Source organism: Pseudomonas sp. Rh2 (genome assembly GCF_040762985.1).
Classification (GTDB): Bacteria; Pseudomonadota; Gammaproteobacteria; order Pseudomonadales; family Pseudomonadaceae; genus Aquipseudomonas; species Aquipseudomonas taiwanensis.
Genome location: NZ_CP142890.1, coordinates 5313070 through 5328177, shown reverse-complemented (window position 1 = coordinate 5328177; position 15108 = coordinate 5313070). Strand labels below are relative to the sequence as shown.

The window sequence follows — 15108 nt, the reverse complement described above, 5'->3', positions numbered from 1 at the left end:
GCCCAAGACATACCCAACGACTCCCCCCATGACCCACGTCATCGCACTTCCATGAATCTTGTCTAGTCTTAACGGTTGGCGGCATCTATTTGCCACCACCGTGACTACCAGAGGCGCCGGCCAAGTCCCGCGCGCTCACACCTGATCAGGAGTACACGATGGACCTCAACCGTCGGCAGTTCTTCAAGGTCGCCGCCGTCGGCCTTGGAGGCTCGAGCCTGGCGGCGTTGGGCATGACCCCGACGCCAGCCTTCGCCGAGCAGGTGCGCCACTTCAAGCTGGCGCACACCCACGAGACGCGTAACACCTGCCCCTACTGTTCGGTCGGCTGCGGCCTGATCATGTACAGCCAGGGTGATGCGGGCAAGAACGTCAAACAGAACATCATCCATATCGAAGGCGACGCCGATCACCCGGTCAACCGCGGCACCCTATGCCCGAAAGGCGCTGGCCTGCTGGACTTCATCCACAGCGCCAGTCGCCTGCAGTACCCTGAGGTGCGCAAGCCGGGCAGCAAGGAGTGGGTACGGGTCAGTTGGGATGATGCGCTCGACCGCATCGCGGACCTGATGAAGCAGGACCGCGACGCCAACTTCATCGAGAAAAACGCCCAGGGTCAGACGGTCAACCGTTGGCTCACCACTGGTTTTCTCGCTGCATCCGCCGCCTCCAGCGAGGCTGGCTACCTGACCCACAAGGTCATCCGCGCAACAGGCATGCTGGGGTTCGATAACCAGGCGCGTGTCTGACATGGCCCGACGGTGGCAAGTCTTGCCCCGACGTACGGCCGTGGCGCCATGACCAACCATTGGTCAGATATCGCCAACGCGAATCTGGTCCTGGTGATGGGTGGCAACGCAGCAGAAGCGCATCCTTGCGGCTTCAAGTGGGTGACCGAGGCCAAGGCGCACAACAAGGCGCGGCTGATCGTGGTCGACCCGCGGTTTACCCGTACCGCCTCGGTGGCGGACTACTACGCGCCGATACGCACCGGCAGTGATATCGCCTTCATGGGCGGGCTGATCAATTACCTGCTGAGCAACGACAAGATCCAGCACGAATACGTGCGCAACTACACCGACGTGTCGTTCATCGTCAAAGAAAACTATGGTTTCGAGGACGGGCTGTTCAGCGGCTACGATGCGGCCAAGCGTGTGTATGCCGACAAATCCGGCTGGGGATACGAGCTGGGTGAAGATGGCTTCGCCAAGGTCGACCCGACGCTCCAGCACCCGCGATGCGTCTATCAACTGATGAAGCAGCACTACAGCCGCTACACACCGGAAGTGGCGAGCATGACCTGTGGCATGCCGCAGGACGCCATGATGAAAATCTGGGAGGAGATCGCCACCTGCTCGGTACCGGGCAAGACCATGACGATCCTCTACGCGCTGGGCTGGACGCAACACTCGATCGGTGCGCAGATCATCCGCAGCGCCGCGATGGTGCAGTTGCTGCTGGGCAACGTTGGCATGCCGGGGGGCGGGGTCAATGCCCTGCGCGGGCATTCCAACATCCAGGGTCTGACCGACCTTGGCCTGCTGTCGAACTCGCTGCCGGGTTACCTGACCTTGCCTGGTGACGCCGAGCAGGACTACGCCGCCTACATCGACAAGCGCGCCTCCAAACCGTTGCGCCCCGGCCAGCTGTCATACTGGCAGAACTACGGCAAGTTCCATGTCAGCTTGATGAAGGCCTGGTTCGGCGCCAATGCAACTGCGCAGAACAATTGGGGCTACGACTGGCTACCCAAGCTCGACGTACCAGCCTACGACGTGCTGCGCATGTTCGAGATGATGGGGCAGGGCAAGGTCAACGGCTACATGTGCCAGGGCTTCAACCCTATTGCCGCGTTGCCGGACAAGAACCGCGTCACTGCGGCCTTGGCCAAGCTCAAGTGGCTGGTGATCATGGACCCGCTGGCCACCGAAACCTCGGAGTTCTGGCGCAACGCCGGGCCGTTCAACGATGTCGACACGGCCAACATCCAGACCGAAGTCATCCGCCTGCCCACCACCTGTTTCGCCGAGGAAGATGGTTCGCTGGTCAACAGCAGTCGTTGGTTGCAGTGGCACTGGAAAGGCGCCGATGGCCCGGGCGAAACACGCACCGATGTGCACATCATGAGCGAACTGTTCCTGCGCCTGCGCAAGCGGTATCAGGCCCAAGGCGGTGCTTTCCCGGACGCGCTGATGAGCATCAACTGGCCGTACAAGGTCCCCGAAGAGCCATCCCCGGAGGAACTGGCCAAGGAGATGAACGGCTGGGCAGTGACCGACCTCACCGACCCGACCGGAGCGCAGCTCAAGGCCGGCCAGCAGCTGTCGGGCTTCGGTCAGCTCAAGGATGACGGCAGCACCGCCTCCGGCTGCTGGATCTTCTCCGGCTGCTGGACCGAGCAGGGCAACCAGATGGCCCGCCGCGACAACAGCGACCCCTATGGCATGCACCAGGTACAGAACTGGGCATGGGCCTGGCCCGCCAACCGTCGCATCCTCTACAACCGGGCCTCCAGCGACCCACAAGGCAAACCGTGGGACCCGGAGAAGAAGCGCCTGGTGTGGTGGAACGGCAAGGCCTGGACAGGCACCGACGTGCCCGACTTCAAGGTCGACTCGCCACCGGAGGCGGGGATGAATCCGTTCATCATGAACCCTGAGGGCGTGGCGCGGTTCTTCGCCATCGACAAGATGGCCGAGGGGCCGTTCCCCGAGCACTACGAGCCGTTCGAAACGCCGATTGGCATCAACCCGCTGCATCCGCAGAACCAGAAGGCCACGAGCAACCCGGCCGGACGGATCTTCGATTCGGTGTGGGACACCTTGGGCAAGCACGACGAGTTCCCTTACGCGGCAACGACCTACCGGCTGACCGAGCACTTCCACTTCTGGAGCAAGCATTGCCGACTCAACGCCATTGCCCAACCCGAGCAGTTCGTCGAGATCGGCGAGGTGTTGGCCAATGAGAAGGGCATCAAGGCGGGCGACCGGGTGCGGGTGTCGAGCAAGCGCGGGCATATCGAAGCGGTAGCGGTGGTGACCAAGCGGATTCGCCCGCTCAAGGTCAACAACCAGACCGTGCACCAGATCGGCATCCCGTTGCACTGGGGCTTCACCGGGGCTACTCGGCACGGCTACCTGACCAACACGCTGGTGCCGTTCCTCGGTGACGGCAATACCCAGACGCCGGAGTCCAAGTCGTTCCTCGTCAAAGTGGAGAAAATCTGATGGCCAGCCAAGACATCATCGCTCGCTCGGCCACCACCACCGTACCGCCTTCGGTACGCCAGCAGCAGGAAGTGGCCAAGCTGATCGACACCACCAAGTGCATCGGCTGCAAGGCCTGCCAGGTGGCGTGTTCGGAGTGGAACGAGCTGCGTGACGAGGTCGGCCACAACCATGGTACCTACGACAATCCTCAGGACCTGAGCGCTGAAACCTGGACCCTGATGCGCTTCACCGAGCACGAGCGCGATGACGGTAACCTGGAGTGGCTGATCCGCAAGGACGGCTGCATGCATTGCGCAGACCCGGGTTGCCTGAAGGCGTGTCCGAGTCCGGGGGCGATCATCAAGCATGCCAACGGCATCGTCGACTTCAACCAGGACCATTGCATCGGTTGCGGCTACTGCATCACCGGCTGCCCGTTCAACATTCCGCGGATCTCGCAGAAAGACCACAAGGCATACAAGTGCACCTTGTGTTCCGACCGCGTGACCGTGGGCCTGGAACCGGCCTGCGTGAAGACGTGCCCAACCGGGGCGATTGTGTTCGGGACCAAGGACGAGATGAAGGTTCATGCCGCCGAGCGTATCGTCGATCTCAAGTCGCGAGGCTACGACAACGCCGGGTTGTACGACCCCGATGGTGTCGGTGGCACTCACGTCATGTACGTGTTGCACCATGCCGACACGCCCAAGCTTTACGCCGGCCTGCCGGACCAGCCGGTGATCAGCCCGCTGGTCGGGTTGTGGAAGGGCTTCACCAAGCCGCTGGCGCTGCTGGCCATGGGCGCGGCGGTGCTGGCTGGATTCTTCCACTATGTGCGGGTCGGCCCGCAGCGTGTCGAGGAGGATGAACACCCCGCACCGCCGGGTGATGGCGTGCATCAGGTGGACCCGTCGGTCCATGTCTATGATCCTAAACAGCCCGGCGGGCAGGGGGAGCAGCGGCCATGAACGACAACAAGCCTATCCTGCGCTACAACGCCAACGAGCGGAGCAATCACTGGGTCGTGGCGATCCTGTTCGTGCTCGCTGGACTGTCGGGGCTGGCGCTGTTCCACCCAGCGCTGTTCTGGCTGAGTCACCTGTTCGGTGGCGGCCCATGGACGCGCATCCTGCATCCGTTCATCGGGGTAGCGATGTTCGTGTTCTTCCTGGGCCTGGTGCTGCGCTTCTGGCGTGCCAACTTCATCACCGCCAATGACCGCCTGTGGTTGCGCCGCATCGACCGGGTGATGCTCAACAAGGAGGAGGGCGTACCGCCGATCGGCAAGTACAACGCGGGCCAGAAGCTGCTGTTCTGGACCCTGTTGGTGTGCATGCTGGTGTTGCTGGTCAGTGGCGTGGTGATCTGGCGAGCGTACTTCAGCCATTACTTCGACATCGGCGCCATTCGTCTTGCCTCCTTGCTACATGCCTTGGCAGCCTTCGTGCTGATTCTCAGCATCATCGTGCACATCTATGCCGGGATCTGGATCAAGGGCTCGGTAGGCGCCATGTTGCATGGTTGGGTGAGCCGCGCCTGGGCGCGCAAACACCACGCGTTGTGGTACCGCGAAGTGACTGGCGACAAGACGCCGACCCCTCACGGACGTAAAGAAGGATGACCGTTTGAGCACGATACTCGAGCCAGGGCAGATCGAAGCCTCGGCAGTGATGCCGCCGTTTCTGCATCTGCCCCCCGCCAACCTGTTCGAGCTGCGCGCCACGCGCCTCGAACAATTATCCACAGGGCATGCCTTGGGTGACTATTTGCGGCTGGTCGCCCGGCTGTGCCGCATTCAGCAACAGCTTGTGGATAACCCGCCCAGCGGTTTGCCGGTGGCAGAAGACCGTCAGCGCTTGTGTATGAGTCATGGGTTGCCGCCGCTGGCCGCAGATAGCCTGGTTCGCGAAGGCCCGTGGCTGGGATGGCTGCAGGCGTTGCTCGATCACTTCGACAGTGAAGCTGATGGCCCGCTGGTCGATGCCTTGCAGGCCCTGCGTGGCAGCGACGATGGCCAGCGCAAAGGCTGGGGCATCGCCCTGCTCGCTGGCCAGTACGACGCAGTGCCGGCGGCGCTGGTCCCCTTCATTGGCGCGGCTTTACAAGCGGCCTGGTCGAGCTGGTTGCTGGCGTTGCCCGCGCCCGAACTCCAGCCCACCGCTAGCCTGGCCCAGTGCCCGGCTTGCGGTTCGCCGGCCATGGCCGGCGTAGTGCGCAATCGCGGCAAGCACAATGGGTTGCGTTACCTGGTATGTTCATTGTGCGCCTGTGAATGGCATGTGGTGCGGGTCAAGTGTGTGTACTGCGAGTCGAGCAAAGGCTTGCGGTACACCTATCTGGAGGATGACCGCCATGCGCCGGGCAAGGCGCCGCTGCGTGCCGAATGCTGCCCGGGGTGCGAAAGCTACCTGAAGCAGAATTACCTGGAAAACGATGCAGCGGCCGAGCCGCTGGCCGACGACCTGGCCAGCCTGGCGCTGGATATCCGCCTGGACGAGGAGGGCTTTCATCGCCTGGCACCTAACCTGATGCTCGCGCCCGGATAGTGGGGAGTGTCTACACTGCAATACCGAGTCGCCTGATTCGCGGGTAGGCCCGCTTTCGCAGCGGGATCTGCGCGAGCGGGTTTACCCGCGAAGAGGCCAGCACAGACAACGGATCAGTCCAAGGTAGTACCGCATGTCATCCAGCGTAGCCAGCGACACCCCACGCCTGCCTTCCATCGACACCCTCCTGCGCCACCCGGCCAGTCTTGCGCTGATCGACCGCCACGGTCGCGATGCCGTGCTCGCCACCCTGCGCCAGCTGCTAGACGATCTGCGCGAGCCGGCTCGCGCCGGCCAACTCTGCGCCGCCGAGCTGGCCGCTGAAGTGCTAGTGGGCCGCGCGGGCGAGCGCCTGGCCATCCAACAGCGCAGCCACGTGCGCCGCGTCTTCAACCTCACTGGCACGGTGCTCCACACCAATCTCGGCAGGGCACTGTTGCCGGAAGAGGCCATTGAGGCCATGCAGACCGCTGCCCGCTATCCGCTGAACCTGGAATTCGACCTGGCCACCGGCAAGCGCGGTGACCGTGACGACTTGATCGAAGGCCTGATCCGCGAGCTGACTGGTGCCGAAGCCGTCACCGTGGTCAACAACAATGCCGCCGCCGTGCTGCTGGCGCTCAATAGCCTGGGCGCGCGCAAGGAAGGCGTCATCTCGCGCGGGGAACTGATCGAGATCGGCGGCGCCTTTCGCATTCCCGACATCATGGCCCGTGCCGGTGTACGCCTCCATGAAGTCGGCACCACCAATCGCACCCATCTCCGCGACTACGAAGCGGCCATCGGCCCGCGCACCGGTCTGTTGATGCGCGTGCACTGCAGTAACTACAGCATCCAGGGTTTCACCACCCAGGTGGCCACCGCAGAACTGGCGCGCATTGCTCACCAACATCAGCTGCCACTGCTTGAAGACCTGGGCAGCGGCAGTCTGCTCGACCTGACGCGCTGGGGCCTGCCGGCCGAACCCACGGTTCGCCAAGCGCTCGCCGATGGTGCCGACATCGTGACCTTTAGTGGCGACAAACTGCTCGGCGGCCCTCAGGCGGGCATCATTGTCGGGCGCAAGGCGCTGATTGCCAGAATCAAGAAAAACCCGCTCAAGCGAGCCTTGCGGGTCGACAAGATCACCCTCGCTGCACTCGAAGCGGTGCTGGCGCTGTATCGCAACCCCGACCGCCTGGCCGAGCGCCTGCCCAGCCTGCGTCTGCTGACCCGCAGCCAAGCCCAGATCCAGGCCCAGGCCGAGCGTCTGGCACCGGCACTCACGGCCCGCCTGGGTGAGCAGTGGCGGGTCAGCGTGGAGCCGGCGCTGGGCATGATCGGCAGTGGCAGCCAACCCGTGGCGCGTTTGCCCAGTGCTGCGTTGTGCCTGCGTCCGCAGGTGTCGAAGAAGTTGCGCGGGCGCAGCCTGCATGTGCTGGAGCGTGCCCTGCGAAGCCTGCCCGTGCCGGTGCTGGGGCGCATCGACGACGATGCACTGTGGCTCGACCTGCGCCAGCTCGATGACGAAGCCCAATGGCTGGCGCAACTCCCTGCCTTGCAGTTGGGGCCTGTGCAGTGATCGTAGGAACCGCTGGCCACATCGACCATGGCAAGACTGCGCTGTTGCAGGCACTGACGGGCCAAGCGGGTGACCATCGCCAGGAAGAGCGTGCCCGTGGCATGACCATCGACCTCGGTTATCGCTACGCATCCCTCGCCGAAGGGGCGCCGTTGACCGGCTTTATCGATGTGCCCGGCCACGAGCGATTTATCCACAACATGCTGGCCGGGGCGCATGGCATCGACCTGGTGCTGCTGGTGGTGGCCGCCGATGACGGAGTCATGCCACAGACCCGTGAGCACTTGGCGATCATCGAACTGCTGGGCATTCCCCAGGCGCTGGTGGCGATCAGCAAATGTGACCGGGTGGAACCCGTGCGTTTGCTGGAGGTGCAGGCGCAGGTCACCGAATTACTCGCGCCAGGGCCTTACGCCGGCGCACCGCAGTTTCCGCTGTCGAGCATCACCGGTGAAGGCATCGGATCCCTGCGTGAGGCCTTGCTGGCGGCCGAAAGGCGTGTGCAGCAACGTAGTGCCCGCGGGGGCTTTCGCCTGGCCGTAGACCGTGCCTTTGCCGTCACCGGTGCAGGTGTGGTGGTCACGGGGACGGCGTTGGCCGGGCTGGTGAGTGCAGGCGACACGTTGTGCCTGGGCAAGGCAGGCAAGCCGGTGCGGGTGCGTGGCCTGCATGCGCAGAATCAGGCGGCCCTGGTGGCCGAAGCGGGGCAACGGGTGGCGTTGAACGTCACCGCCGAACGCCTGACCGTCGAGCAGGTGCATCGGGGCGATTGGCTGGTGCCTGAATGGCTGCATGCTCCGAGCATGCGGGTCGATATTGAACTGACCCTGTTGGCGGGAGAAACCCGCACTTTCGAACATTTCAGTGCCGTGCACGTACACCTGGGCACCCAGGACGTCACTGCCCGTGTCGCGCTGCTGGAGGGCGAGCGATTGTCGGCGGGCCAGCGCATGTTTGCCCAGTTGCTGCTCAACGCCCCGTTACAAGCCGTCCACGGCGACCGTTTGGTGCTGCGCGACCAGCGTGCCCAGCGCACCTTGGGCGGCGGCAAGGTCCTCGATCCGTTCGCACCCAGTCGCCAGCGACGCAGTGATGAGCGCCTGCGTCAGTTGCAAGTGCTGCGCGATGCCGAGGGGCTGGAGCATGCTCTGACGACGTTGCTGGAAAACGCACCTGGCGGAGTGGATCCGCAGCGCCTTGAGCGCCAGTTCAACCGTCTGCGAGAAACCTGGCAACTTCCAGACAATGTGTGGGTGGTCGCTACCCGGCAAGGCCAGTTGTTGTTCGATAAAGGCCAATGGCAACGACTCAGGATCCGTGTGCTGGAGCAACTGGCGGCATTCCACGAGCAAGAGCCCGACCAGCTTGGTCCCGACCGCGATCGCTTGCGTCGCTTTGCTGCCTTGCCGCTTGAGCGGCCGGCATTCGTCAGCCTGCTGGATGAGTTGCTGAATGAAGGCGCGATTGCCAGCAGCGGTGCTTGGCTTCACCTGCCTAGTCACAAGGTTCAACTGAGCGATGCCGACAGCGCGTTGTGGTCGCGTCTGCAGCCTCGCTTGCTGGAGGGGCAGTTCGACCCGCCGTGGGTGAGGACCTTGGCCAGCGAGGAAAAATGTCCCGAAGCGGATGTGCGTCTGCTGTTACGCAAGTTGGCGCGGTTGGGCTTGGTGCACCAGGTGGTGCGCGACCTTTTTTACCCTGAAGCGACCCTGCAGTGCATGGCAGAGCTGTTGCTTGCGCAGGCCAATGAAACCCCGATAGTGCAGGTTGCGGCGTTTCGCGATATGTTGGGCATCGGTCGCAAGCGCAGTGTGCAGATTCTCGAGTACTTCGACCGCATCGGTCTGACCCGCAGGGTCGCCGATCAGCGTCACATCCGTGCCGACAGCGCCCTGGCACAGCAGCAGGGCAGGCCCTGAGTTCAAGGAAGGCAATCGCGCCCGGTGGCGCGGCCGGGCTTCAAACCCGGTTGGGGACGGCAGCCGTTCCCGGGCAGGTTCGACTCCCGCTGCCTTCCGCCAATTTTTTTGCACGTGGGAATGGCGTGTGGGCTGTTGGAAGCTTGGCGCAAGGTGGCCGCGCCCATGGGGTCGAGCGCAACGCCCAAGTCAGGCCCGCTCCCCACACAGATCCAACGCAAACCACCGCTCGGCCGCATCCGCATCCAACCCTGCTCCCAGCAGTGCAAACAGCTTGCCCAACGCCGCCTCACGGGTCATGCCGCCACCGCTGACCAACCCCGCACCTCGCAGCTTGTTACCTGCCGCATAGGTATCGAACACCACCGAACCCTCAGGGCACTGGCTGATCGCAACGATCATCACGCCACGCTGGCGTGCCGCCTGCAGCACCTCCAGCAATGCGTGGTCATCCGAAGGGCCGGTGCCACTGCCGTAGCACTCCAGCAGCAAGCCTTGCACGCCGCTGTCGAGCAGGGCGCGCAGGTGATCGGCCTGCAGGCCGGGGAACACGGGCATCACCGCAAGGTTCACCAGCTTGCGCGGCTGGCGGTAATCCAGCGCGGCAGGCACGCTACCGACACGTTCGCCCTCGCGATGGCGAGGCAGGACGGCAAATGCGTCGAATGCTTCGCTGCGCAGCTTCGAGGCGCGGCAGCCGTGCAGTAGCTGGCCGTGGAAATACAGTTGCACGCCCTCTTCAAGGCCTGCCTCGAACTGACGCAGCGCGCCGCTGAGGTTGTCCCAGGCATCGCTGCCCGGTGCGCCCGCCGGCAACATCGAGCCTGTCAGCAGCACCGGCACTGGCAGGCCCAGCAGCAGGAACGACAACACGGCGGCGCTGTAGGCCAACGTATCGGTGCCATGCAGCAGCAATACGCCGTCGTGGCCGCCAACCTCGACAGCCTCGACGATGGCATCACGCATTGCCAGCCAGTTGGCTTGCTGCATGTTGGCGCTGTCGAGCAGCGGGTTCATTTCCATCAGCGACCACTGCACCTGCGGCGCGTCGGCCTGCTGGGCAAAGTGTTCGCGCATCCGCGCCTCGAAACCACCGGCCGGGGCCAGGCCTTCTGGGGTTTCGAGCATGCCGATGGTGCCTCCGGTGTAGAGGACGAGGAGATTCTTGACTGCACGCATGGAAAGCATCCGTAGCGGTGAGCGGAGAAAGAACAGCCGCCCACGGAAGGGGCGGCTGGGTACGGCAGGATATCAGCGCTGAGGTTGAGCGTGACCGGTGATCTTGTCAGCGGCTGTTTCAACCTGAGGATTGGCAGGCCAGGCATCGCGGTCCAGGTCCAGGTCGGTGAACTTGGACGAGTCGAATACCGGTTGCTTCACGCCGGCCTTGCGCTGGGCGTCGTAGTCGCGCATCACACGCAGTCCGACCTTGAACAGCAGGGCCAGGGCGATCAGGTTGACGAACGCCAGGCAGGTCATGGTGATGTCGGCGAAGGCGAACACGGTCGACAGGTTCTGCACCGAACCCCATACGATCAGCGCCAGGACCAGTGCGCGGTAGCCCATCAGCACAGCACGATTGCGGCTCAGGAACTGCAGGCTGTTCTCGCCCAGGTAGTAGTTGTAGAGGATGCAGGTGAACACGAACAGCGACAGCGCGACGCTGACGAACAGACGACCCCAGTCACCGACCACGGCAGCCAGGGAGTTCTGGGTCAGGACAATACCGTCACCCTCGAAACCAGGGGTGTAGAAGCCCGACAACAGAATCAGCAGTGCGGTGCAGGTGCAGATGACGAAGGTGTCGAGGAACACGCTGAACGCCTGGACCACGCCTTGGGCGCCTGGGTGCTTCACAGCGGCGACCGCAGCGACGTTAGGCGCGCTGCCCAGGCCGGCTTCGTTGGCGAACACGCCACGCTTCACGCCCATGACGATGGCACTGCCGAGCAGGCCGCCGAACGCTGGGTCAAGGCCGAAGGCGCTCTTGAAGATGGTTTCCAGCATGGCGGGTACGTGCTCGATCTGGCTGCCGATCACGTACAGGGTTACGCCGATGTAGGCCAGGGTCTTGACCGGAACCAGCAGGTCGGACACAGCTGCGATGCGCTTGATGCCGCCGAGGAACACGATGGCCAGCAGCACGGCCAGGGCAATACCGGTGTGCTGTGGGTCGAAGCCGAAGGCGTTTTGCAGCGAGTGGGTCACGGTGTACGACTGCAGCCCGTTGAAGGCGAAGCCATAGGTGACCAGCAGCAGGACCGAGAACACCACGGCCATGCTCTTGAGCTTCAGACCATGCTGGATGTAGTAGGCTGGGCCGCCACGGTACAGGCCATCGCCATCGGCGCGCTTGTAGACCTGGGCCAGGGTACATTCGAAGAAGCTGCTGGACATGCCCACCAGTGCGGTAACCCACATCCAGAACACGGCACCTGGGCCGCCCAGGGTCACGGCGATGCCGACGCCTGCGATGTTACCGGCACCGACACGGCCGGCGAGGCTCAGCATCAAGGCCTGGAACGAGCTCAGTTGGCCTGCCTGGCCGCGAAGGGATTCCTTGAAGACACTGAACATATGGCCGAAATGGCGGAACTGCACGAACCGCGAGCGGATGGTGAAGTAGCTGCCGAGTCCGACGATCAGCACGATGAGGAGTTTCCCCGAAAGGAAATCGTTGAGTGCTTCGAGCATTGGAAAATGACCTCGATTCTTATTGTTCGTGTGAATAGAACAGCGGGCGGCAGGCGCACCGCTATGCGTTGGGGCGCATGTTTGGCTATGACAAGAGTCGTTACAATTTCGCGGGTTGCTCTGAGTTGATGCGACTTGATGCTACAATGGCGCCATTCGCGTCACCTTGGATTCCGCACATGAGCGATCATTTCGCTACCAATCTGAAACTGGCTTGCAGCCACTACCGCTCTATTTCCGAAGTTTGCCGGCAGTTGTCGATCAACCGCGCTCAGTTCAACAAGTACCTGAGTGGGCAGAGCCGTCCGACGGCCTACAACCTCAAGCGCATCGGCGATTTCTTCGGCGTCGAGGATTACGAGCTGAACCTGCCACCCGAACAGTTCGCGCGGTTGATAGGCGCCCGGGTTTCCACCGTGGCCGACCAGGCCAGCGACCCGATCAGTGAATTGTTCCGGCCGCTGCATGCACACGCTGGCAACCTGTCGCGCTATTGCGGGTACTACTTTGAATATTCCAACTGCATGTCGGTGCCCGGCACGATCCTGGTCTCGCTGGTGCATTTGCGGGAGGAGCGCGGCCAGTTTCTGTTCGAGCGTCAGGAGCGTCAGGAGCGATCCACTGCGACCGACCTGCATGCCGAAGTACGCTGCCGTTATCTGGGGGCGGCATTCCAGCTGCAGGACCGCGTGTTCCTGATCGACTACGAGTCGCTGACCCTCAACGAAATGAGCCAGACCATTCTCATCCCCAGTTTCAAGAGCCGCATCACCCGCCTCAATGGGCTCAAGACCGGCGTCTCTAGCGGCGACCGGCGCAACCCGGCCTGCACCCGTGTGGTCTGGGAATACCTGGGGGAGGAAATCAACCGCATCAATGCCTACCGGCAGGTCAAACTGTACCGGCCGGACGATCCGCGCATCGATGATGATGTGCGTGAGCGGTTGAGCGTGGGGCCGCTGAAGAACAGTTTGTTCGAGATTGAGTGATGCTCAGCCTCTTTCGTGCCTTATCTGCAACGCGAAGTGCTGTAGACCGTGTTTCGCAATAACGTCCTGTCATTGTTCTTTTCTTTGTATGTAGGGCTTGGCGGGAGTTTTTGGAAAACACTGATGATTGAGCCAGATTTTTTTCGCGTCTGATGCAGGGCCGAGCTCGTTCCGCGTGTCGGGCATTTCTCGTGTAGGGGTGTGATTGGGTTGAATAAGTTACGCCGTGCCTAGAGTTGGACTTCCCCGCCCGGAAACCGCAAAATGACTCCTTTCCTCAAATCAACCTGTTCGGATCTGCTGACTCTATGCGTATGCGCCTGATGCTGTTGGGTGGTGGCAATGCCCTCGGGCAAGCGCTGATTCGTCTCGGGGCCGAGGAGGACATCGCATTCCTGGCGCCGCGTCCGCCTGAGGACGGCTGGACCCCTGCCAGTCTCACCCAGTTGCTGGACGATCATCGCCCCGACGCCCTGGTCAACCTGGCCTATTACTTCGACTGGTTCCAGGCCGAGTCGGTCAGCGAACAGCGTCTGGCCCTGCAGGAGCGGGCGGTGGAGCGGCTGGCGGAACTGTGCCAGCACCACCAGATCACCTTGGTGCAACCGTCTAGCTACCGGGTTTTCGACGGCTCGCGGGCCACGGCCTACAGCGAAAAGGACGAGCCGCTGCCGCTCGGCCTGCGTGGCCAGGCGCTGTGGCGGATCGAGCAGAGCGTGCGGGCAGCGTGCCCTCACCATGTGCTGCTGCGGTTCGGCTGGCTGCTGGACGAGAGCATCGACGGCACCCTGGGGCGCTTCCTGACCCGCGCCGAGCAGCCACAGGAGTTGCTGCTGGCGGACGATCGCCGTGGTAACCCAACGCCTGTCGACGATGCGGCCCGGGTCATTCTCTCGGTGCTCAAGCAGCTCGACTGCAACGCGCCGCTGTGGGGCACCTACCACTACGCTGGTAACGAGGCGACTACGCCGCTGGCGCTGGGCCAGGCCATCCTCGGCGAGGCCGGGCAGTACCGCAAGCTGGCCGTGCAGGCACCCACCCCGCAGGCACACGCTGCGCGCCCGGATGCCAGCGAGGAACCCCAGCATGCGGTGCTGGCCTGTAAGAAAATCCTTCACACCTTCGGCATCAAGCCGCGTGCCTGGCGCGCCGGTTTGCCGCCCCTTCTGGACCGATTCTACCGACATGGCTGATGCCCCCATCCTCATCACCGGCGGCGCCGGCTTCATTGGCTCCCATCTGTGTGATGCTTTGCTAGGCAAAGGCTACGCCGTACGTATCCTCGACGACCTGTCCACAGGCAAGCGGGACAACCTGCAGCTGGGCCACCCAAAGCTCGAACTGATCGAAGGCGACGTGGCAGACGCCGAGCTGGTCAACCGCGCCGTTGCCGACTGTGCTGGCGTGGTGCACCTGGCGGCGGTGGCTTCGGTGCAGGCGTCGGTCGAAGACCCGGTGAAAACCCACCAGAGCAACTTCATTGGCACCCTCAATGTATGCGAGGCGATGCGTGTGCAAGGTGTGCGTCGTGTGCTGTTCGCTTCCAGTGCGGCGGTTTATGGCAACAACGGCGAGGGCGAGTCGATCGCCGAAGACACGCCCAAGGCGCCGCTGACGCCCTACGCCGTGGATAAACTGGCCAGTGAGCAGTACCTGGACTTCTACCGTCGTCAGCATGGCCTGGAGCCAGTGGTGTTCCGCTTCTTCAATATTTTCGGGCCACGGCAGGATCCGTCCTCGCCCTACTCCGGTGTGATCAGCATTTTCTGCGAACGAGCGACCCAGGGCCTGCCGATCACTGTGTTCGGTGATGGTGAGCAGACTCGCGATTTTCTCTATGTGGCGGACCTGGTACAGGTCATGGTGCAGGCACTGGAAAAGCCGCAAGCGGAAGAGGGGGCTGTGAATATCGGCCTGAACCAGGCGACTTCGCTGAACCAGCTGTTGAAGGCGCTGGAGACGGTGGTGGGCAGCTTGCCGGCTATCAGCTACGGGCCGGCGCGGTCGGGTGACATTCGCCATTCTCGGGCGGATAACCAGCGGTTGCTGGCGCGGTTCCAATTCCCACAGCCGACCTCGATGGTCGAGGGCTTGGCCCAGCTTCTGGGTAAAGGCTGAGATAATCCAAGGGTTATCGCCCGTCACCTGCAGAAAGCCGGTTTGCCGGCAATAAGCCCACAGCACAGCGGG

11 protein-coding genes and 1 tRNA gene are annotated in these 15108 nt (G+C 63.1%); 10 read left to right on the top strand and 2 right to left on the bottom strand.

The annotated features are described in order from the left end of the window. Positions 1-158 precede the first annotated feature (158 nt). From fdnG to VXM67_RS24320, 7 genes are all read left to right on the top strand, one after another. A complete protein-coding gene (gene fdnG, locus VXM67_RS24350; protein WP_158664620.1) occupies positions 159-3227 on the top strand; it encodes a formate dehydrogenase-N subunit alpha in 3069 nt (1022 codons plus the stop codon). Further along, positions 3227-4177 (top strand): formate dehydrogenase subunit beta, encoded by a 951-nt coding sequence (gene fdxH, locus VXM67_RS24345; RefSeq protein WP_104883237.1) that lies wholly within the window; start codon positions 3227-3229, stop codon positions 4175-4177. The genes fdnG and fdxH overlap by 1 nt, the downstream gene beginning before the upstream one ends. After that, positions 4174-4830 carry a formate dehydrogenase subunit gamma gene (locus tag VXM67_RS24340; RefSeq protein ID WP_023382610.1) on the top strand — a complete coding sequence of 219 codons (657 nt, stop codon included), beginning with the start codon at positions 4174-4176 and terminating at the stop codon, positions 4828-4830. Before fdxH ends, VXM67_RS24340 begins: the two co-directional genes overlap by 4 nt. Positions 4831-4834: 4 nt before the next feature. Beyond that, entirely contained in the window at positions 4835-5755 is a 921-nt protein-coding gene (gene fdhE, locus VXM67_RS24335) for a formate dehydrogenase accessory protein FdhE (RefSeq protein ID WP_104883238.1), read from the top strand. Positions 5756-5888: 133 nt separating this feature from the next. Further along, a complete protein-coding gene (gene selA / locus VXM67_RS24330; protein ID WP_367237425.1) occupies positions 5889-7316 on the top strand; it encodes an L-seryl-tRNA(Sec) selenium transferase in 1428 nt (475 codons plus the stop codon). Continuing rightward, positions 7313-9235 (top strand): selenocysteine-specific translation elongation factor, encoded by a 1923-nt coding sequence (gene selB / locus VXM67_RS24325; RefSeq protein WP_367237424.1) that lies wholly within the window; start codon positions 7313-7315, stop codon positions 9233-9235. The genes selA and selB overlap by 4 nt, the downstream gene beginning before the upstream one ends. Positions 9236-9241: 6 nt before the next feature. Beyond that, positions 9242-9337, top strand: a tRNA-Sec gene (locus VXM67_RS24320). 87 nt (positions 9338-9424) lie between these two features. On the opposite strand, the gene VXM67_RS24315 is transcribed toward VXM67_RS24320, so the two are convergent. Together VXM67_RS24315 and VXM67_RS24310 are read right to left on the bottom strand one after the other, a co-directional pair. Beyond that, entirely contained in the window at positions 9425-10414 is a 990-nt protein-coding gene (locus VXM67_RS24315) for an asparaginase (RefSeq protein ID WP_023382606.1), read from the bottom strand. A gap of 72 nt (positions 10415-10486) precedes the next feature. Continuing rightward, positions 10487-11929, bottom strand: a complete 1443-nt coding sequence (locus VXM67_RS24310; protein WP_023382605.1) for a sodium:alanine symporter family protein — start codon at positions 11927-11929, stop codon at positions 10487-10489. A 179-nt stretch (positions 11930-12108) separates the two neighbouring features. Between VXM67_RS24310 and VXM67_RS24305 the strand changes: the two genes are divergently transcribed. The 3 genes from VXM67_RS24305 to VXM67_RS24295 all read left to right on the top strand — a co-directional run bounded on the left by VXM67_RS24305 (position 12109) and on the right by VXM67_RS24295 (position 15036). Next, the gene (locus VXM67_RS24305) at positions 12109-12918 is read left to right on the top strand and encodes a helix-turn-helix transcriptional regulator (protein ID WP_023382604.1); all 810 of its coding nucleotides are present in this window, start codon (positions 12109-12111) and stop codon (positions 12916-12918) included. A 308-nt stretch (positions 12919-13226) separates the two neighbouring features. Then, positions 13227-14111, top strand: a complete 885-nt coding sequence (locus VXM67_RS24300) for a sugar nucleotide-binding protein (RefSeq protein WP_023382603.1) — start codon at positions 13227-13229, stop codon at positions 14109-14111. Continuing rightward, the gene (locus VXM67_RS24295) at positions 14104-15036 is read left to right on the top strand and encodes an NAD-dependent epimerase/dehydratase family protein (RefSeq protein ID WP_027907538.1); all 933 of its coding nucleotides are present in this window, start codon (positions 14104-14106) and stop codon (positions 15034-15036) included. Before VXM67_RS24300 ends, VXM67_RS24295 begins: the two co-directional genes overlap by 8 nt. Positions 15037-15108 lie beyond the last annotated feature (72 nt).